Annotated in this window: 18 protein-coding genes; 8 read left to right on the top strand and 10 right to left on the bottom strand. The window is 55.0% G+C overall.

What is annotated here, in order from left to right; all coding sequences use genetic code 11:
• Window positions 1-107: 107 nt before the first annotated feature.
• Together ACJ8J5_RS09690 and sigJ are read left to right on the top strand one after the other, a co-directional pair.
• A complete protein-coding gene (locus ACJ8J5_RS09690) occupies window positions 108-548 on the top strand; it encodes a carboxymuconolactone decarboxylase family protein (protein ID WP_060432778.1) in 441 nt (146 codons plus the stop codon).
• Window position 549: 1 nt separating this feature from the next.
• A complete protein-coding gene (gene sigJ / locus ACJ8J5_RS09685; RefSeq protein WP_060447498.1) occupies window positions 550-1446 on the top strand; it encodes an RNA polymerase sigma factor SigJ in 897 nt (298 codons plus the stop codon).
• A gap of 49 nt (window positions 1447-1495) precedes the next feature.
• Here sigJ and ACJ8J5_RS09680 read toward each other — a convergent pair whose 3' ends face one another.
• The 6 genes from ACJ8J5_RS09680 to eco all read right to left on the bottom strand — a co-directional run bounded on the left by ACJ8J5_RS09680 (window position 1496) and on the right by eco (window position 7122).
• The gene (locus ACJ8J5_RS09680) at window positions 1496-2269 is read right to left on the bottom strand and encodes an ankyrin repeat domain-containing protein (RefSeq protein WP_060447500.1); all 774 of its coding nucleotides are present in this window, start codon (window positions 2267-2269) and stop codon (window positions 1496-1498) included.
• A gap of 56 nt (window positions 2270-2325) precedes the next feature.
• A complete protein-coding gene (locus tag ACJ8J5_RS09675) occupies window positions 2326-3069 on the bottom strand; it encodes an ankyrin repeat domain-containing protein (protein WP_414104580.1) in 744 nt (247 codons plus the stop codon).
• A 52-nt stretch (window positions 3070-3121) separates the two neighbouring features.
• On the bottom strand, window positions 3122-3865 hold the full coding sequence (locus tag ACJ8J5_RS09670; RefSeq protein WP_414104579.1) for an ankyrin repeat domain-containing protein: 744 nt from the start codon (window positions 3863-3865) through the stop codon (window positions 3122-3124).
• Between the two features lie 89 nt (window positions 3866-3954).
• Entirely contained in the window at window positions 3955-4728 is a 774-nt protein-coding gene (locus ACJ8J5_RS09665; RefSeq protein ID WP_173889566.1) for an ankyrin repeat domain-containing protein, read from the bottom strand.
• The gene (locus ACJ8J5_RS09660; protein ID WP_197835873.1) at window positions 4725-6206 is read right to left on the bottom strand and encodes a phospholipase; all 1482 of its coding nucleotides are present in this window, start codon (window positions 6204-6206) and stop codon (window positions 4725-4727) included. The genes ACJ8J5_RS09665 and ACJ8J5_RS09660 overlap by 4 nt, the downstream gene beginning before the upstream one ends.
• A gap of 403 nt (window positions 6207-6609) precedes the next feature.
• Window positions 6610-7122 carry a serine protease inhibitor ecotin gene (eco, locus tag ACJ8J5_RS09655; protein ID WP_414104578.1) on the bottom strand — a complete coding sequence of 171 codons (513 nt, stop codon included), beginning with the start codon at window positions 7120-7122 and terminating at the stop codon, window positions 6610-6612.
• Between the two features lie 292 nt (window positions 7123-7414).
• On the opposite strand from eco, the gene ACJ8J5_RS09650 reads away from it, so the two are divergent.
• Window positions 7415-8149 carry a phosphatase PAP2 family protein gene (locus tag ACJ8J5_RS09650; RefSeq protein WP_406903468.1) on the top strand — a complete coding sequence of 245 codons (735 nt, stop codon included), beginning with the start codon at window positions 7415-7417 and terminating at the stop codon, window positions 8147-8149.
• Window positions 8150-8154: 5 nt separating this feature from the next.
• Window positions 8155-8760: an undecaprenyl-diphosphate phosphatase gene (gene ybjG / locus ACJ8J5_RS09645; RefSeq protein ID WP_406903467.1), complete on the top strand. Its 606-nt coding sequence runs from the start codon at window positions 8155-8157 to the stop codon at window positions 8758-8760.
• A gap of 37 nt (window positions 8761-8797) precedes the next feature.
• On the opposite strand, the gene ACJ8J5_RS09640 is transcribed toward ybjG, so the two are convergent.
• A complete protein-coding gene (locus ACJ8J5_RS09640; protein ID WP_414104577.1) occupies window positions 8798-9634 on the bottom strand; it encodes a hypothetical protein in 837 nt (278 codons plus the stop codon).
• A 213-nt stretch (window positions 9635-9847) separates the two neighbouring features.
• Between ACJ8J5_RS09640 and deoC the strand changes: the two genes are divergently transcribed.
• From deoC to ACJ8J5_RS09620, 4 genes are all read left to right on the top strand, one after another.
• Window positions 9848-10528 (top strand): deoxyribose-phosphate aldolase, encoded by a 681-nt coding sequence (gene deoC / locus ACJ8J5_RS09635; RefSeq protein ID WP_414104576.1) that lies wholly within the window; start codon window positions 9848-9850, stop codon window positions 10526-10528.
• 152 nt (window positions 10529-10680) lie between these two features.
• Window positions 10681-11445: a DNA-binding transcriptional repressor DeoR gene (deoR, locus tag ACJ8J5_RS09630; RefSeq protein WP_414104575.1), complete on the top strand. Its 765-nt coding sequence runs from the start codon at window positions 10681-10683 to the stop codon at window positions 11443-11445.
• A gap of 979 nt (window positions 11446-12424) precedes the next feature.
• On the top strand, window positions 12425-13723 hold the full coding sequence (locus tag ACJ8J5_RS09625; protein WP_004938697.1) for an HAAAP family serine/threonine permease: 1299 nt from the start codon (window positions 12425-12427) through the stop codon (window positions 13721-13723).
• A gap of 93 nt (window positions 13724-13816) precedes the next feature.
• Window positions 13817-15184: an L-serine ammonia-lyase gene (locus ACJ8J5_RS09620; protein WP_025302221.1), complete on the top strand. Its 1368-nt coding sequence runs from the start codon at window positions 13817-13819 to the stop codon at window positions 15182-15184.
• Between the two features lie 54 nt (window positions 15185-15238).
• Here ACJ8J5_RS09620 and ACJ8J5_RS09615 read toward each other — a convergent pair whose 3' ends face one another.
• From ACJ8J5_RS09615 to ACJ8J5_RS09605, 3 genes are read right to left on the bottom strand one after another with little or no spacing between them, the layout of a single operon-like run.
• Window positions 15239-15904, bottom strand: coding sequence for a response regulator transcription factor (locus tag ACJ8J5_RS09615; protein ID WP_414104574.1), 666 nt, complete (start codon window positions 15902-15904; stop codon window positions 15239-15241).
• Complete coding sequence (locus ACJ8J5_RS09610) at window positions 15901-17289, bottom strand: FKBP-type peptidyl-prolyl cis-trans isomerase N-terminal domain-containing protein (protein WP_414104573.1); 1389 nt, start codon at window positions 17287-17289, stop codon at window positions 15901-15903. Before ACJ8J5_RS09610 ends, ACJ8J5_RS09615 begins: the two co-directional genes overlap by 4 nt.
• Window positions 17286-17708 carry a hypothetical protein gene (locus ACJ8J5_RS09605; RefSeq protein ID WP_197781468.1) on the bottom strand — a complete coding sequence of 141 codons (423 nt, stop codon included), beginning with the start codon at window positions 17706-17708 and terminating at the stop codon, window positions 17286-17288. The genes ACJ8J5_RS09610 and ACJ8J5_RS09605 overlap by 4 nt, the downstream gene beginning before the upstream one ends.
• Window positions 17709-17724: the final 16 nt, after the last annotated feature.

Below are 17724 nucleotides of genomic sequence, written 5' to 3'. Positions count from 1 at the left end.
ATCAACGGCCCACGGCCCCAAAATGCACATTTTTGCTGTGGTTCGGTCACACATCCCTCTTCTCATTCGTCATCTATATGTGTTAACCCGATAAATGAGGAGTTCTTATGACTACGTTAGTGAATACCGACCCTGTCAATCATGCGCAAACCATTGCCAACGTTTTTTCCGCGCTGCTGAAAGTGCATGGCGCTATCGATGCGCACAATCTGGAGCGCAAGATCTACCATCTCGTCCTCCTGCGCGCTTCGCAAATCAATGGCTGCGGTTACTGTGTCGAGATGCATACCAAAGAAGCGCGCGAGGACGGTGAAACCAACGCACGTCTGGACAGGCTGGTGGTATGGGAACACGTTGATGATTTCACGCCTCGCGAGCGCGCCGCATTTGCCTGGACAGAAGCGTTAACGCGGCTTGAACGCCATACCGAGTATGGCCCACTGCGTGCGGCATTGCGCGCGTACTATTCCGAGGAAGAAATCAGCGCGCTAACCGCAAATATCACTATGATAAATCTGTGGAATAGAATTCATATTTCCGGCCACTAATATGAAAAACGACAAGTATGCAGCACTGTTCGAATCGAGAAGATCGTTTCTGATCGGCCTCGCCTATCGTATTTTAGGTTCTCTGGCCGACGCGGAAGATGCCGTGCAAGATACCTATATCAAATGGTTACATGCGGATCGCCACAGCATTCTGAATCCTGCGGCCTGGCTGACCACCGTCTGCACTCGTCGTTGTCTTGACCTGCTGCGCGCCGCGCAGCAGGCTCGCGTCGATTATGTCGGTATTTGGCTGCCAGAACCCATTCAAACCGCCGTAGCCAAAACGCCCGAGCAGACGTTGGAACTCGCATCGTCGCTGTCGACGGCCTTTATGCTGTTGCTCGAAAGACTCACTCCCCGCGAGCGCGCAGCCTATTTGCTGCATGACATCTTTGACTTGCCCTACGCGGATCTCGCCACGACATTAGGTGGGGAAGAAACGGCGTGTCGTAAACTGGTGTCACGCGCGCGCGAAAAAGTTGGCCGCCCAGAGGAGCGTAAAACCCAGCCCACAGAGCGGCAGGAGGCGTTGCTGATCGCTTTCAAAACGGCGGTGGAAACGGCAGATATCGAACCGCTTTCGACCCTGTTGTCCGAAGACGTTAAGCTCAGTGCGGACGGCGGCGGCAAAGTGCCCGCCAACCTGGCTGAACTCGTCGGCAAACGTGACGTACTCGAGTTTATCGGCGGTAAATTGCCCGTATTTTGGCGAGCCTATCTCTGGCAACACGCGCTCATCAATGGCGTGCCGGGCGCCTTGCTATCCGAACAAGGCCGTATTACGGCGTCTGTCAGTCTCAGCTTGAATGCCGAAGGCCGACTGGCTCAGGTATTTATCGTGCGCAACCCAAGCAAACTTTCGCAACTCGACCGTCTGTGGACAATGCCTCTGCGGTAAGAACACCTTTACAACATGTGCCCAGTTTCCGGTAATACAGCGAGACGGCTTATTTACTGACGGGGAGAGGTGGCCATTTCCCACCACGCTTAATTAGCTCGTCTTTGATGCGCTCAAGAGACGCTTTCGCCTCACTGCCGTCCGTACTCCTATTAATCAGCCGTTGTAGTTGATTACCCATCGTCCAACCCGAGTTGCCTCTTATATCGCTATCGGCGCCTTTTTCTAATAAAAGAATGACGTGGTCATAGGAGTGATAGTCTAAAGCATCGATGAGCAGCGTATCACCCAGTGAATTTCTTATATTTATATCAGCACCATGCTCCAACATGACCTCTAATGTTTCTGTGTTTTTTGCAAAGATACTATTAAATATAATGGGTTGATTATGAACCTTATCCCTAGCATTTGGAGAAAGTCCGCCCTCTAACATAGCCTGTATCCAGATGCCTTTATCCGCTTTCATAACAAATTCAGCGGGGCTGCCTGGTGCGTTAGGCTGAGGTTGTAATGGCTCAGCCCCCGCCTTGACTAAATCTGTAATGATCTTGAGCCGCTCTGGCGTGTTCTTGTCAAAGATGGCGTTGTTTATCGCCCAGAATAGCAACGTCATCTCCGCCTTGGCCGGCCGATTTAACGTTTCTTTGCTTACCGTCGGTAATACCTTATCCAGCTTTTGCCTGTCACCCTCGTAGATGCTATTGGCGATGTCCAGCTGCTTCCCTTCAAAATAATCCTGTGGTTGTAAATCCCTACCTTGTTTGCATCCCTGCATCACAAAAATCGATAGCACCACGGTGATAATGAGAATAATGTGCCTCATGCCATACCCATCCCATCCACGTCAAACGCCAATTATTTCACCCACCTGAGAGCCAACTAATTCATAATGTTTATTTTCTCTTTAATTTTAATTAATTTCTTTATATAAGAATTATTTTTGTCTCCCTTGGCTATTTCCGCAGAAATCAAAGAAAGGAAGCTGTCATTAAAATCATCTTTGGCTAATGGGTTAGCGCCATGAGCCAAAAGAACCTCAATGTGTTCTGGGCAACTATTATACAACGCATTAATTAATGGCGTTCTGTTCATAGCACCTTTGATATCAACATCAACTTGGTATGCAATTAACATCTTTAATGTTTCTGTGTTCGCCGCATCAAAACTTTCAAATATAATGGGTTGATTATGAACCTTATCTCTGGCATTTGGAGAAAGGCCACCTTCCAGCATGGCCTGTATCCAGACGCCTTTGTCCGCCTTCATAACAAATTCAGCGGGGCTACCTGGCGTGTTAGGTTGAGGTTGTAATGGATCTGCCCCCGCCTTGACCAAATCCGTAATGATCTTGAGCCGCTCTGGCGTGTTCTTGTCAAAGATGGCGTTGTTTATCGCCCAGAATAGCAACGTCATCTCCGCCTTGGCCGGCCGATTTAACGTTTCTTTGCTTACCGTCGGTAAAACCTTATCCAGCTTTTGCCTGTCACCCTCGTAAATGATGGTGGCGATGTCCAGCTGCTTCCCTTTAAAGTAATCTTGTGGTTGTAGCTCCCTACCTTGCTCGCATCCCTGCATCACACAGATAGATAGCACCACGGTGATCATCAGAATAATGTGCTTCATGCTCATACCCACCCACGTCAAACCCCCGTCATTTCACCCAGCTAAGAGTCGACTAATTCACAATATTTATATTATCTTTAATTTTAATTAATTTTTTTATATAAGAATTATTTTTGTCTCCTTTGGCTATTTCCGCAGAAATCAAAGAAAGGAAGCTGTCATTAAAATCATCTTTGGCTAATGGGTTAGCGCCATGAGCCAAAAGAACCTCAATGTGTTCTGGGCAACTATTATACAACGCATTAATTAATGGCGTTCTGTTCATAGCACCTTTGATATTAACATCAACTTTGTAATCTATTAGAGTACTCAGCGTCTCTGTATTAACCGCTTGAAAGCTCTTGAAAATTATTGGTTGATTGTTTATTTCATCCCTTGCATTAGGCGATAGTCCGCCTTCAAGCATAGCCTGTATCCAGACGCCTTTATCCGCTTTCATAACATATTCAGCCGGGCTACTTCGCCCTTCCGGTCTTGGCTGCAGTGGATCTGCCCCCGCCTTAACCAGATCCGTAATGATCTTGAGCCGCTCTGGCGTATTCTTGTCAAAGATGGCGTTGTTTATCGCCCAGAATAGCAACGTCATCTCCGCCTTGGCCGGTCGATTTAACGTTTCTTTGCTTACCGTCGGTAAAACCTTATCCAGCTTTTGCCTGTCACCCTCGTAGATGATGTTGGCGATGTCCAGCTGCGTCCCTTCAAAATAATCCTGTGGTTGTAAATCCATACCTTGTTTGCACCCCTGCATGATGAGCATTGACAGCAACATGATAATGATAAGAGCGCTGTGCCTCATGCCATCTCCATTTTTAACATAACCACGGCCCAACTTTGCTTTATTACCGTATCAGTATCCCTCTACCCCCTTGGGATACTGAGAACGGCCTATTGACTGACAGGAGCAGGCGGCCATTTTCCGCCACGCTTAATTAGCTCGTCTCTGATGCGCTCAAGAGACTCTTTCGCCTCACTGCCGTCCTGACTCATATTAATCAGCCGTTGAAGTTGATTGCCCATCGTCCAACCCGAGTTGCCTCTTATATCGCTATCGGCGCCTTTTTCTAATAGAAGAATGACATGGTCATAGGAGTGATAGTCTAAAGCATCGATGAGCAGCGTATCACCCAGTGAATTTCTTACATTTATATCCGCACCATAATCCAGCATGACCTCTAATGTCTCTGTATTCTTGGCAAGAATACTTTTAAATATAATTGGCTTATTGTTGATTTTATCTTTTGCATTAGGAGAGAGTCCCCCATCTAACATGGATTTTATCCAGATTCCCTTATCTGCTTTCATAACAAATTCAGCGGGGCTACTTCTCCCTTCCGGCCTTGGCTGCAGTGGGTCTGCCCCCGCCTTGACCAGATCCGTAATGATCTTGAGCCGCTCTGGCGTGTTCTTGTCAAAGATAGCGTTATTTATCGCCCAGAATAGCAACGTCATCTCCGCCTTGGCCGGCCGATTTAACGTTTCTTTGCTTACCGTCGGTAAAACCTTATCCAGCTTTTGCCTGTCACCCTCGTAGATGATGTTGGCGATGTCCAGCTGCTTTCCTTCAAAGTAATCCTGCGGTTGTAAATCCATACCTTGTTTGCACCCCTGCATGATGAGCGTAGACACTACCATCGTGATAATGAGTATGATTTTTTTCATATTCTTCCCTTGATTGTGGCAATGTCATCGTCTTTTTCATTTTCAATGCATTGTATCGCCTGGCCTATACCGTGCTTGTCCAGCAGTGAGCCTGTTCCACCGGGAAGCGTGTGTTTTACTCCCACGGCGTCAGGCGCCAACATGGACAACCGTTCTTTCGCCATCACTGCGGGCGGATAAAATTTGAGGTCTTTGGCATCCTCCCACAAATCAACCTCCTGCAGCTTGGTCAACAGCTCCCCTTTCACGCGATACGCCTGAATATTATCGGCGTTGCCTATTATAGAGCCACCGTATTTTTCGACGGTTCCCGCATTCAGGCCTGCTGCATTAAACGTCCAAGCCGGTTTGCCGCTGGCTATGGAAGTCGCAGAGGCCATACCTCCTCCTAATGAATGACCCGCAATGTCAATATTTGATACTTTCGAAATTTTATCGCCAATTATAACGGCTTGTTTATAGTATTCAGAATTAAACCCCAACCCTTGAGCGCCGTTATTTGACCAGTCACTCAGGTTTTTAATGCCTGACAAATCGCCGTTCAGTAACGCTTTCTGGGCAGCCTTGCTTATTCCCTCCGGGAACTCGGGCGCACGCGATCCGCGGAACACCACCGTCGGATTCATCGCTTTACCAAAGACGTTTTCATCTGGCTGATAAACCCGAGCCAGAAAACCCGGTGTATCCTCATCGTCATAGAGCATATCTTTGCTTAAACCGAGTTTACCCAGCGCCCCATCATTGTTACTGATGTCCTTCCAGCCTTCAGGAATGTCTATCGTGTCCTTAAGCGGGTTAGTAGTCTTATAGACATTCTCAGCCAACTTCGCCTTTTCGACCGCGACGTTGTTCTCCGCCAGGCGCTGTGCCGCCATGCGCGCATCCGGGTAAATGCTGCGGTTGCCTCGTCCTATCAGGTACTGGCGTTCTTGCCAGCGTTCTGCCTTGGTCAGCGGACGGATGGCCTGCACCGTGGCGGCAACGGTTGCCACTGCGGTAGCGATGGCTTGTTGCAGAGGGGGATTCCGGGTCGTATTCTGCCTCGCCGGCAGCACCGTCGGTTTTGCCCGGTGGCCATAGCGGCTGACCATTTCTTCATAGCGGGCGATCACGCGCCCGGTAGGATAAAAGGCGGGAAGAGAGCTGCCTGGGTAGCGCTGTAATCGGCCTTCCGCGTCAACGTAAAAGGCATATTTCGTCGGCGTCCAGGTGCCCATTTCCTGATCAATCGCCAGCAAGCCGCCCCGGTTGATCTCATCGAGCACGCTGCGCTTCACAGCCACGTCCTCACGATAACCGGTGACGCCAATCCCGGATTGAGTATTGCGGGTAATCGGATACCGGCTGCTTATCGATATGCCGGCTGCGCCGCCGAACAGATAATGCCGTTCCAGCTCATACCGCGCTGCTGTAGGGTTAAGTATCCTGGAAAAGCTTTCCGGCGCCGTGTGTTCAGAGGAGAAATGAATCAGTTTCATGCGGTGCCTGCCCACTCGTAAGGTTCCGTGGTCGGCACAGGCGCACCATCATCAAGCAACTCGCCAGGTGTGCGGCTGTTACGGGTCTCGTCGAGCGTTAGCGAACGATAACGCATTGGATATCCTTATCTTCTGTGTCACGCCTAAATAGGGTATGGGCAAAATTATCACAATTCAGTAAAGATTTCTTTGCTCTATTTCTATACGCGCGCATCCTCTCCCATCCATGCAGCTGCGTGCTTCCTGTGCCCATGTGAAGAGCGTATTTCGTTGCCATGTTGCGGCTAAAAGCCACGTCCGAAAGCAATCAGTCGAGTGTCAAAGATGCGGGAATGATAAGGAGACAGGAAGGAGAAAGGCTCCGCCAACCTGGAATGGCCAGCGGAGCGGCGTCAGGCAGCGGTTACTTCTGCTCAGCCTGACTTACGGTATCTTCGGCTTTCCAGATGCGGTATTTCACTTCCGCGTCTTTCGGCGCATACACCACGATCGGCAGGCGGCTGTTGTAACGCTGCATCGCGGCGTCGCCTAGGTTGGCGGCGATGAATTTCTTGGTCTTGGTATTGTCCGGGCAGGCCATCATGGTCGAGGCCGGTTCAGACAGCTTCTCCAGCACCAGGTAGTCGTAACCCCAGCCGGACAGGGTTTTGGTCTCCAACGTGCCACCAATCATATGGCGGTTGCAGTCCACTACCAGCGTCTTACCGATCAGCAGCTCTACCTTGTAGTTCTCTTCGTGCTCTTGCTTCGGCAGGTAGATCACCTGGCGATTCATACCCTTCTCGGCCTTCGGGTAAGGCGCGATCTTTTCCAGCGGCTGCTTGCTCATGTCCGCGTCATCGCCAGAGGTCGCCGCCATAGCGCCGGCGGAAACGGCCATCAGCAGGCCGGAAAATACAACGGATGCCTTGTTCATGTTTTATCCCTACACGTTGTCAAATAATCCGCCTATAAACTAATACACTACCGCCAAGCTAGCCACGGGTTTAATCTTCTTTACAATAGGCTATCAGCAGTGACAATCGCCTAATATAAATCGTTAACTGGAGCAATTAGCCAGCACACCCTCAGGTTTAAGACGAGAAAAACAAGCGATTATCTTCGTACAAGCGAGTGTATCAGATAGGGTTTTCTTACCGGCGGACTAAGGTTTTCTTAAGACAGAATTATTACAGTAACGTCATTCAATCCTGTCACCGAGCCTGCGCGTGAATCCAGAATCATCATTAAATCAATCCTCAACGACACCGCAAATTAAGACAACTGCCCTTTACTCCCTGCCGGCATCCTTTTACCGTTGGCAAGTTTTTGGCCTGCTGATCAGCGGTTTGGTGTTCCTGTGGCTCTCCCGCAACGAACAGCTGGACTGGGCGATCAGCAATTATTGGTACGATGCCGCCAGCGGGCATTTCCCGTGGCAAAACAATTATTGGCTGGACCTGATCAACCACCGCCTGCTGAAGCAGATAGCGATCGTCGGGGCGGTGCTGACGCTGTTTTGGGGTATCTATCGCCGCAGCGCGCGTCTGATCGTAACCATGCTGCTGATTGGTATCGGCCCGCTGGTGGTGGGCATTCTCAAGGCCACCAGCGCGCACTCCTGCCCGTGGGATCTGATCGAGTACGGCGGCAAGGCGATGTCCTTCCCGCTGTTCGGCACGGTACCGGCGCTGCCGGGCCCCGGCCGCTGTTTCCCCGGCGGGCACGCCTCGAGCGGTTTCGCGATCATGGCGTTGTTTTTCCTGTTTTATCCGCAGCGTCCGCGCCTGGCCTGGTGGTGCTGGTGCGGCGGTATTGCGCTCGGCATGTTGATGGGCTTTGGTCAGATCATGCGTGGCGCACATTTTCTTACCCATAACCTGTGGGCAAGTTGGTGGGTTTGGTTAAGCCAGTTGGCTATTTATTGGACGGTTAGCGGCTATTGGCGCCGCAAGATGAGGTAACGGTTATGGAGCAGTTAAACCATGTTCTTTTCGCCTGGATCAATGCGACCCCGGCGTCTCCCGAATGGATGATCGATTTCGCCACCTTTTTGGCACGCGATCTGATCATCATCGTGCCGCTGCTGATCGTCGGCCTGTGGCTGTGGGGGCCGCAAAGCCAGCTGGTTTCGCAGCGCCAGGTGGTGGCGAAAACCACTATCGCGCTGCTGTTCGCCATGCTCGCCGCCGCTACCATCGGCGCACTGCTGCCGCATGAGCGCCCGTTCGTCGCCGGCGTCGGCTATACCTTCCTGGCACATGCACCGGACAGCTCGTTCCCGAGCGATCACGGCACCGCCATCTTTACCTTTGCGCTGGCGTTCCTGTTCTGGCACCGGGTCTGGTCCGGCGTACTGCTGATGATCGTCGCCGTCGGCATCGCCTGGTCACGCGTTTACCTCGGCGTACACTGGCCGCTGGATATGGTCGGCGGTTTCCTGCTCGGCCTGGTCGGCTGTCTGTTCGCCCAGCTGGTGTGGAATCTGTTCGGCGATGTCCTCGCCGACAAGCTGTCGCGCCTGTATCGTTTCCTGTTCGCCTTCGCCATTCGCCGTGGCTGGGTGAAAGAGTAACTGCACAACATGACCGGGGCGTTACCGCCCCGTTATTTCAGACCACGCCGGTGGTCACGCAAAACGCCCGCGTTTTTCCCGCCTCCAGCATCATTCCTGCCTCTTCCTCCGGCGCATTCGGGCGACAGTTCGCCGGCTGGATAAAAGCCAGCAACCGCCTGTTGCCCTGAACGGCGATGCGCCGCAGGCCATAGTTGAATTGCCCGGTGGCGAAGCGCGTCACATAGCGCCGGCCTTGCGGCGCCAGCATAAAGAACTCGGCCTGGTCCACATAGCGCGACAGATCGTCGGAGCACAGCAGTTCCTGCCCGAGCGCATCCCCCAACAGCGCCGGCGTCGGCAGGTTCTGACGGAACACCGCATCGGGAATGCAGTCGTAGTTGAGATGACACACATAGCGCAGCGGCTGCGGCCGCTCGGCCAGGTTGGTGACCGTCATCTCAATGGTGAACTGCGCGCTCTGCGCCGCCAGACGCAGCGCCGGGCCGATGCGCCAACGCCCACCCGCCCGCTCCCCCTCGCCGTGCAACGTCAGCTCATCGCCCGCCAGCTGGAGCCACACGCGTTGCATCTGCAGCGGCTCACCGTCCTGATGCGGCCAGGCGGGGCAGAATGCGGCGTCGTCAGCGCGCTTTCTTCCGGCGCCCTTTACGCTGCGGCGGCCCGACTTCAGCGAATAACCGTCAAACTCAGCGTCCCAGATCGTGAGGCCCTGATACGGCAAAACCGTCAGTGCGCCACGGTGATTCGCCAACGTCAGCATCGGCCCGCGTTCTGTGCAGCGATGCGTGCTCACCGCGAAATCCGCATTGCGGAACAGTTCCTGCCGATGCGCCCCGAAAGCTTCAGGAGCCAGATCGATGTTGATTTTCATCTTTTTTCCCTCGACGTTTCGCCCGCGCAGGACGCGAGCCCTAAAATGTTATTTAAATAACAAATGAAGCGTCTTTAAGTTATACCTATAACAGCCTGATAGCGACGATCGGATCGACATTTTTTAAACATCACTAGGTTTATCGGCATCTGAATGTTATTATTTTCACATTATCCATCCCGCTTACTGTCTTAACCTCACTAAGGAATCGCGATGACCACCGAAACCATCGATTACGCCAGCTACGTTGACCACACCCTGCTGGCGATGGACGCCACCGAACTGCAGATCGCCAAGCTGTGCGAAGAAGCGCAGCAGCACAACTTCTATGCGGTGTGCGTCAACTCTGGCTACGTGCCGCTGGCAGCCCAGCTGCTGCAGGAAAGCACCGTGAAAGTCTGCTCGGTGATCGGTTTCCCGCTGGGCGCCGGCCTGACCGTTGCCAAAGCCTTTGAAGCCAAAGCGGCGATCGCCGCCGGCGCGCAAGAGATCGATATGGTGATCAACGTCGGCTGGTTGAAAAGCGGCCTGCTGGACGAAGTGAAAGCCGACATCGCCGCCGTGCGCGAGGTTTGCGCGGCGATCCCGTTGAAGGTAATATTGGAAACCTGCCTGCTCAGCGATGCGCAGATCGTCCAGGTTTGTGAAATGTGTCGCGAACTCGATGCCGCCTTCGTGAAAACCTCCACCGGCTTCAGCACCGGCGGCGCTCGGGAAGAGCACGTCAAACTGATGCGTGAGACTGTGGGCAGCGAAATGGGCGTGAAAGCTTCCGGCGCCGTGCGCGATCGCGCCACCGCCGAGAAGATGATCAAAGCCGGCGCCACGCGCATCGGCACCAGCTCCGGCGTCGCCATCGTATCCGGCGCCCAGCCGGCGGCGGGCAGCTACTGATCGTCGGCTTGCGCTGACGGGCATGGCCATACACTCCGATGCGGGACAATACGGGCGGCTGATGCGGCCCGATATTGCCCCGCATTGTTGTGTTTAGCGCCGGAAATGCCGGCACACCCCTTTACCTCTACTACCTGTGGGAAGACGGATCTATGGAAACGCGGCGCGAAGAACGTATCAACCGGTTAGTTCAGGCGTTAAAACGCGCTGACAAGATCCACCTGAAAGAAGCCGCCACGCTGCTGGGGGTCTCGGAGATGACCATTCGCCGCGATCTGAGCGCCGAACCGGCGGCCGTGGTGCTGCTCGGCGGCTACGTGGTGACCGATCCGCGCAGCAACGGCGTGACCAACTACTTCGTTTCCGATCAAAAAGCCAAACAGGTCACGGAGAAACGGCGCATCGGCCTGCTGGCAGCGCCGCTGATCAATGAAAACGACACGGTGTTTTTTGACTGTGGCACCACCACCCCGGCGATCATCGACGCCATCGCCGACGAACTGACCTTCACCGCCGTGTGCCATTCGCTGAACACCTTCCTGGCGCTGCAGGACAAACCGAACTGCAAAGTGGTCCTGTGCGGCGGTGAGTTCAAGCCGAACAACTACATCTTTTCCAGCGTCAGCGGCCGTAACGAGCTCGATCATATCTGCCCGAATATCGCCTTTATCTCCGCCGCCGGCCTCAGTCTGCAGCACGGCGCCACCTGCTTCAACTTCGACGAATTGGAGATGAAGCATCGCGCGATGGCGATGGCGCAGCAAAAGATCCTGGTGGCAGACCACAGCAAATTCGGCAAAACCAAACCGGCCTGCATCGGCCCCCTGACACAATTCGATCGGGTGATCACCGACCGCCAACCGGCCGCCGACTTCCTGGCATTCTTCAACGACAACGCCATCGCTATCCGCTATTAATCCGCCTTCAGCGCCGTCATAACCGACGGCGCACCGCTTCGATATCCCTCTTTTCTCACCCAAAAATGAACAAATAATGCGCAATCAATTCGCGTTTTTCGCTTATCCGCACGCAACATCAGGTTAATAAAATGCAACAGCTCACCCGCGTGATTATTTTTTCGCAGGCTAAACACGCGGTCGGCTGGGTGAATTAACGGCTATTTATGGCTTTTATATGATAAATCGTACCAAAGGCCAGGAAGTTTAAATAAACGGCGGTTTACGCGATTGCAGCAAATCTCACCAATACCTGTTAGCTATCTGTTATTTATATGATGAATGGTTAAGCATTTTTATCCGCTAACCACGTAAGTAATTTCCCTTCGTTACTAGCGATGAATTTTAAATAAAAATCATTAAAAACAAAAACATAAATTCAATTTACCTTAAAAACATAATGTGATCCACATCACTAAAACTGCTTAATCCGGGTTTTTCGCTAGATCCAAAACCACGCATAAAATATATTGCTCGGCTTGCTGCTGAGCACAGCGCTTTATCCGGCTAATTATTGTACAAGCCGCATAATCGCAGAAAATTTTATGAGAGCGTTCTCAGCACAAAATCTTACACAAATGTGCAACAAATGCGCGAAAAATCGATAAAAAAGCATATAACTGCACATATTACGCATTTGAGAGCAGGATCACGGTTGTTTCTACTGTAAATCGTTATCTTGCCGCCAACAAAAATCGACAGGCAATGACCTGTCGGCAGCGGTAACGACTTTTATCCCCCGTGACGGTGGAAAGTCTTTAGTGAATTACCCGGCGCTGTGCCTTGGTAATGAACACAATAAACAACCAGGGGGACGCCAAAACATCCCCGCAAGCAACACCTGATTCTTACCGCAAGCGTTGCCTGAATAGGACGTTTGACGGTTTAACCTTAAGTTTTGCCTTTTAATTTTAAATTCGTGTTCACTTCGGAGATATTTATGGACACTACACAGACCGGCACAATTGCCTCTGCGGCCTCGGGCTCCAGCAGTACCTGGCGTAAAACGGATACCATGTGGATGTTGGGCCTGTACGGCACCGCCATCGGCGCAGGCGTCCTGTTCTTGCCCATCAACGCCGGCATCGGCGGTTTGATTCCTCTGATCATCATGGCCATCATCGCTTTCCCGATGACCTTCTTTGCCCACCGCGGCCTGTGCCGTTTCGTGCTGTCCGGCAAAAATCCCGGTGAAGACATCACCGCTGTAGTGGAAGAGCATTTCGGCATCACCGCCGGTAAACTGATTACCCTGCTGTACTTCTTCGCCATCTACCCGATTCTGTTGGTTTACAGCGTGGCGATCACCAATACCGTCGACAGCTTCATTACCCACCAGTTGGGCATGACGTCGCCGCCGCGCGCCATTCTGTCACTGATCCTGATCGTCGGTCTAATGACCATCGTGCGTTTCGGTGAGCAGGCCATCGTGAAAACCATGAGCATTCTGGTCTTCCCGTTCGTGGCGGTGCTGATGCTGCTGGCGGTATACCTGATCCCTAACTGGACCGGCGCCATCTTCGAAAACGTGTCGCTGTCCGGCAGCGGTACCGGCATGGGCCACGGCCTGATCATGACCCTGTGGCTGGCAATCCCGGTAATGGTGTTCTCCTTTAACCACTCGCCGATCATCTCCGCTTTCGCCGTCGCCAAACGCGAAGAGTACGGCGCAGACGCCGAGAAGAAATGCTCCCGCATTCTGGCTTATGCACACATCATGATGGTGCTGACCGTGATGTTCTTCGTGTTCAGCTGCGTGCTGAGCCTGACGCCGGAAAACCTGGCGGAAGCCAAGGCGCAGAACATCTCGATTCTGTCTTACCTGGCTAACCACTTTAACAACCCGATGATCGAGTACATCGCGCCGGTTATCGCCTTCGTCGCCATTACCAAATCGTTCCTGGGCCACTACCTCGGCGCTCGTGAAGGTTTCAACGGTCTGGTTGCCAAATCGATGAAGAGCCGTGGCAAAACCGTCAGCACCGCCAAGTTGAACCGCATGACCGCTATCTTCATGCTGGTGACCACCTGGATCGTCGCCACCCTGAACCCAAGCATCCTGGGCATGATCGAAACCCTGGGTGGCCCAATCATCGCCATGCTGCTGTTCCTGATGCCGATGTACGCCATTCGTAAAGTGCCTGCCATGCGCAAGTACAGCGGCCACATCAGCAACGTGTTCGTGGTTGTGATGGGTCTGATCGCCATCTCTGCTATCGTGTTCAGCCTGCTCGGCTAATCACGCCCGGCCGGCGCCGCTTGCGCGCCGGCCCTCCCGCACTCCCCCATTTCCCGTATTCACCGCCTGAAACCTGAAGAAGGAGGCGAGACCATGGTCAGCGTTTTCGATATTTTCAAAATTGGCATCGGCCCATCCAGTTCCCACACCGTTGGCCCGATGAAGGCCGGCAAACAGTTCGTCGACGATCTGATCGCCCACCAGCAGTTGCAGGACACCACCCGCGTGGTGGTCGACGTCTACGGTTCGCTGTCGTTGACCGGTAAAGGTCACCACACCGACATCGCCATCATCATGGGCCTGGCCGGCAACCTGCCGCACGACGTGGACATCGACAGCATCCCGGGCTTTATCCGCGACGTGGAACAGCGCGGCCGCCTGCCGCTGGCCAACGGCCACCACGAGGTGGATTTTCCGCTGCACGGCGGCATGAATTTCCACAGCGACAACCTGCCGCTGCACGAAAACGGCATGCGCATCCGTGCCTTCGCCGGTGAACGCCTGCTGCACAGCAAAACCTATTACTCGATCGGCGGCGGTTTCATCGTCGACGAAGAACACTTCGGCCAGTCCGCCGAGGGCGCCACGCCGGTGCCCTACCCGTTCAAATCGGCGCACGATCTGCAGCAGCATTGCAAAGACACCGGGCTGTCGTTGTCCGGCCTGGTGATGCAGAACGAGCTGGCGCTGCGCAGCAAAGCGGACATCGACGCGCATTTCGCCGACGTCTGGCAGGTGATGAGCGCCGGTATCGAGCGCGGCATCAACACCGAAGGCCTGCTGCCTGGCCCGATGAAAGTGCCGCGCCGCGCCGCCGCGCTGCGACGCATTCTGGTGACCGGCGACAAGAACAATATCGATCCGATGAACGTGGTCGATTGGATCAACATGTTCGCGCTGGCGGTCAACGAAGAGAACGCCGCCGGTGGCCGCGTGGTCACCGCGCCGACCAACGGCGCGTGTGGCATTATCCCTGCGGTACTGGCCTACTACGACAAGTTCATCCGTCCGGTAAACGCCAACTCCTACACACGCTACTTCCTGGCGTCCGGCGTGATTGGCGCGTTGTACAAGATGAACGCCTCGATCTCCGGCGCCGAAGTGGGTTGCCAGGGGGAAGTGGGCGTGGCCTGTTCGATGGCGGCGGCCGGGTTGACCGAGCTGCTCGGCGGCAGCCCGGCGCAGGTGTGCATCGCGGCGGAGATCGCCATGGAGCACCATTTGGGGCTGACCTGCGATCCGCTCGCCGGCCAGGTTCAGGTGCCCTGCATCGAACGCAACGCCATTTCCGCCGTTAAGGCGGTCAACGCCGCACGCATGGCGATGCGCCGGACCAGCGAACCGCGGGTTTGTCTGGATAAGGTGATCGAAACCATGTACGAGACCGGCAAAGACATGAACGCCAAATACCGCGAAACCTCCCAGGGCGGGCTGGCGATCAAGGTCGTGGCCTGCAATTGACCGCCACGGCGAATCACTAAAGGCGCCGGCCGTTCCGATCTGGCCGGCGCCGTTTCAATGCCGCTCTTTCCCTGCCGCAACGCCCGGCTGAATGCCGGCCCGAGCCCCCACGGCGCCGGGGCTGGCGCTGTGCCGCAGCCAGCCGTAAAGTTCGGCATTACGCCGGAATCCCATTTTGCGCATGACGCTCATCTTGTGATTGCTGACCGTCTTCACGCTAATGTCCAGCATCCGGGCGATTTGCGTGACTCCCATCTCCCGCGTCATGCAGCGCATGATCTCTTGTTCGCGCAGCGTCAGGCCCCGGTGTTGGCATACGCAGCTCCTGCCACAGCTCAGTCTGCCCGGCCATTTGCTGCGCCGCTCCAGCTCGGCGCTCACCTGATACAGCGCCGAAACCAACGGCATATCGTGGTAGATGACGCCAGTCTCCAGCGAGCAGCGGTTACCGACGGTGCGTTTATGCCGTCCCTCCGGCGTTCGCAACGAGAAATACAGCGTTTTACGCCCCGCGGGCTGCGCCTCAGAGAGGTGACAAAAACAGCTTTGCACGCCGGGAGGAAAATAGCAGAACACCAAATCGGCTTCGTGAACCTGCCGCGCATCCACTAACAGCGTGCGCTTGCCGTAAGTGCTGAAATGCAGCGCCAGGGCCTCTTGCCAACCGGCGCTGAAGTATCGATTCTCATCAAATAGCGCGATTTTTATCATCGTGTTCATCCCTGTTCTCCCGCCGTGTCGGCTTCCCGTTTAACCGCCTGGACGCCCTTCGCCGGCGCCTGGCTGTTGTCGATGCGCAATTCATAAACCATGGTGGCGTTGGGCGGCACCTTCGGCGGGTAGCCGGTTTCACCGTAGGCCAGCGCCGGCGGCACGACCATCGTCAACGAGCCGTGGTTGTGCAGATGACCTATCGCCTCCCGGAACAGCGGCGGATATTCGGACAGCGGTTGCGACAGCACCTTGCCGCTCAGATCCATATCCTGGATCACCGTGCCGTCGGTCAGCTTCTCTTTCACCACGACATCGACCACCGCCGTTGGCGCCAGCGCGCCCTCCCCGGCGTAATCCACCCGATACCAGAAGCCCATCGCCGACTGCTTTACGCCCTTTTGTTGACTGAACTGCGTCAGGTAATCGTCATCGCGCCGCCGCTGCTGGTTAACGCGTTTCTCACGCGCGGCCACGGCGGCGGCATCCGCCTGCGCCGTCAGCGTATTCAGTTCATCCGGCGGCAGCTGCAAACGCCCCGCCACGCTGTCGATAACGCCCGCCAACAGGCTGTCGCGGTCCACCGGTACCCCCCAGCTTTGACGCTCCGTCATCAACCCCTGAATATCCCGCCCCAGCGCACTGCCCGCCGCATAGGACAACCGTTTCCGTTCATCCTTCAACTGCTCCGGCGTCATCTCCCATAGCAGCCGCTTACGCAACGCCAGCAGGTCTTCGCGCGCCTGCTGAGTCGCCTTCTGCTCACCGGCCCGCTTCTGCTCGCTTTCTTCCAACGCGGCGCGCAGAGCGTGCAACGCCTCCTGGTGCTCGCGTTGGCGTTGTGCAAGCGTCTGTGCCGATGCCTGCGCGGCAGACTCAAGTTCGGTGACGCGCCGTTCGGCCTGCGCCGCCGTCGTTCTGCTTTTGGCGGTTTCCTGCGTCGCCTGACGCAACAGCGCCTCGGCGCGCTGCGCGTCGGGCGAACCTCGCCAGGCAGCGCCCAGCCCGGCAATCCACTGTTGAAGCGTCGACGAGTCCGGCAACGCTGCGACGGGTGGCGCCGCTTTCTCCGCCCGCAGCGCAGTAAGTTCCTGGCGCAACATCGTCAGTTCCATTCGCTGGCGTGCCAGCTGTTGGTCACGCGTCAATAATTCCTGGCTCAGCGTAAAAGCTTTGGCCGATGAAGCAGGCTGGTGGGTGTCCGGCGGACGCTTTGCCGGCTCACGCTTTTTTTGCCCCGCCTCGCGGTCGGCGGGCGCCGCGTTTTCGCTCTTCGGCGCGGTGTTCTGCCGTTGATACTGCTCGGCAAACTGCAGCAGCGCCGGCACGCCGTCGTCCGCCTGCGCGACGCCGGTGAACAGCAGAGCCGCACAGCCCAGCAGGCGCAGCCTCATTTAACCTGCTCCCCGCGATCCGCCAAGCCGGTCAACACCGCCTGATTCACCCCGGCGCACAGATAGTTGACCTTGTAGCGATACAGCGCATCCACCGTCTCCTGCGTGTCGCCGTTTACCCTGGCGCGCAGGTTGGCGTACTGCGAAGCGCCGCTCATCAGGCTGTCGAAGGCCTGTTTGTAGCGCTGATACTGTTTCTCGTCGATCGTGCGCAATGCACCCAGTTGCTGCTGGCACTGCCGCAGCTGCTCGGCCTCACGCTGCTTGCGCAAAGCCTCTTCTGACGGAGCTTGCACAGTCTGATTTTTGGTGTTCACGGCGGGCTTGCCCGACTCTTGGTTTTGACAGGCGGCGGCGCTCAACGCCAACAGGCACAGCAGGCCCATGCGCAGGGCGCGATTGAGGGGCTTTATCATCATTGCGTTTTTTGTCCTT

Origin of the sequence: Serratia sp. CY43202 (genome assembly GCF_052168755.1) — a bacterium.
Taxonomy (GTDB): Bacteria; Pseudomonadota; Gammaproteobacteria; order Enterobacterales; family Enterobacteriaceae; genus Serratia; species Serratia bockelmannii.
The sequence above is the reverse complement of the archived record's forward strand: the minus strand, read 5'-3'. Positions and strand labels throughout refer to the sequence as shown.

What these genes read in the sequence shown, in the direction of transcription:
- ACJ8J5_RS09625 (WP_004938697.1), top strand. Translation starts at nt 12,425, where the DNA reads ATGGACACTACACAGACCGGCACAATTGCCTCTGCGGCCTCGGGCTCC.
- ACJ8J5_RS09680 (WP_060447500.1), bottom strand. Translation starts at nt 2,269, where the DNA reads ATGAGGCACATTATTCTCATTATCACCGTGGTGCTATCGATTTTTGTG.
- ACJ8J5_RS09690 (WP_060432778.1), top strand. Translation starts at nt 108, where the DNA reads ATGACTACGTTAGTGAATACCGACCCTGTCAATCATGCGCAAACCATT.
- ACJ8J5_RS09665 (WP_173889566.1), bottom strand. Translation starts at nt 4,728, where the DNA reads ATGAAAAAAATCATACTCATTATCACGATGGTAGTGTCTACGCTCATC.
- eco (WP_414104578.1), bottom strand. Translation starts at nt 7,122, where the DNA reads ATGAACAAGGCATCCGTTGTATTTTCCGGCCTGCTGATGGCCGTTTCC.
- ACJ8J5_RS09670 (WP_414104579.1), bottom strand. Translation starts at nt 3,865, where the DNA reads ATGAGGCACAGCGCTCTTATCATTATCATGTTGCTGTCAATGCTCATC.
- ACJ8J5_RS09605 (WP_197781468.1), bottom strand. Translation starts at nt 17,708, where the DNA reads ATGATGATAAAGCCCCTCAATCGCGCCCTGCGCATGGGCCTGCTGTGC.
- ACJ8J5_RS09615 (WP_414104574.1), bottom strand. Translation starts at nt 15,904, where the DNA reads ATGAACACGATGATAAAAATCGCGCTATTTGATGAGAATCGATACTTC.
- ACJ8J5_RS09640 (WP_414104577.1), bottom strand. Translation starts at nt 9,634, where the DNA reads ATGAAAATCAACATCGATCTGGCTCCTGAAGCTTTCGGGGCGCATCGG.
- ACJ8J5_RS09675 (WP_414104580.1), bottom strand. Translation starts at nt 3,069, where the DNA reads ATGAAGCACATTATTCTGATGATCACCGTGGTGCTATCTATCTGTGTG.
- ybjG (WP_406903467.1), top strand. Translation starts at nt 8,155, where the DNA reads ATGGAGCAGTTAAACCATGTTCTTTTCGCCTGGATCAATGCGACCCCG.
- ACJ8J5_RS09660 (WP_197835873.1), bottom strand. Translation starts at nt 6,206, where the DNA reads ATGAAACTGATTCATTTCTCCTCTGAACACACGGCGCCGGAAAGCTTT.
- ACJ8J5_RS09620 (WP_025302221.1), top strand. Translation starts at nt 13,817, where the DNA reads ATGGTCAGCGTTTTCGATATTTTCAAAATTGGCATCGGCCCATCCAGT.
- deoC (WP_414104576.1), top strand. Translation starts at nt 9,848, where the DNA reads ATGACCACCGAAACCATCGATTACGCCAGCTACGTTGACCACACCCTG.
- sigJ (WP_060447498.1), top strand. Translation starts at nt 550, where the DNA reads ATGAAAAACGACAAGTATGCAGCACTGTTCGAATCGAGAAGATCGTTT.
- ACJ8J5_RS09610 (WP_414104573.1), bottom strand. Translation starts at nt 17,289, where the DNA reads ATGAGGCTGCGCCTGCTGGGCTGTGCGGCTCTGCTGTTCACCGGCGTC.
- deoR (WP_414104575.1), top strand. Translation starts at nt 10,681, where the DNA reads ATGGAAACGCGGCGCGAAGAACGTATCAACCGGTTAGTTCAGGCGTTA.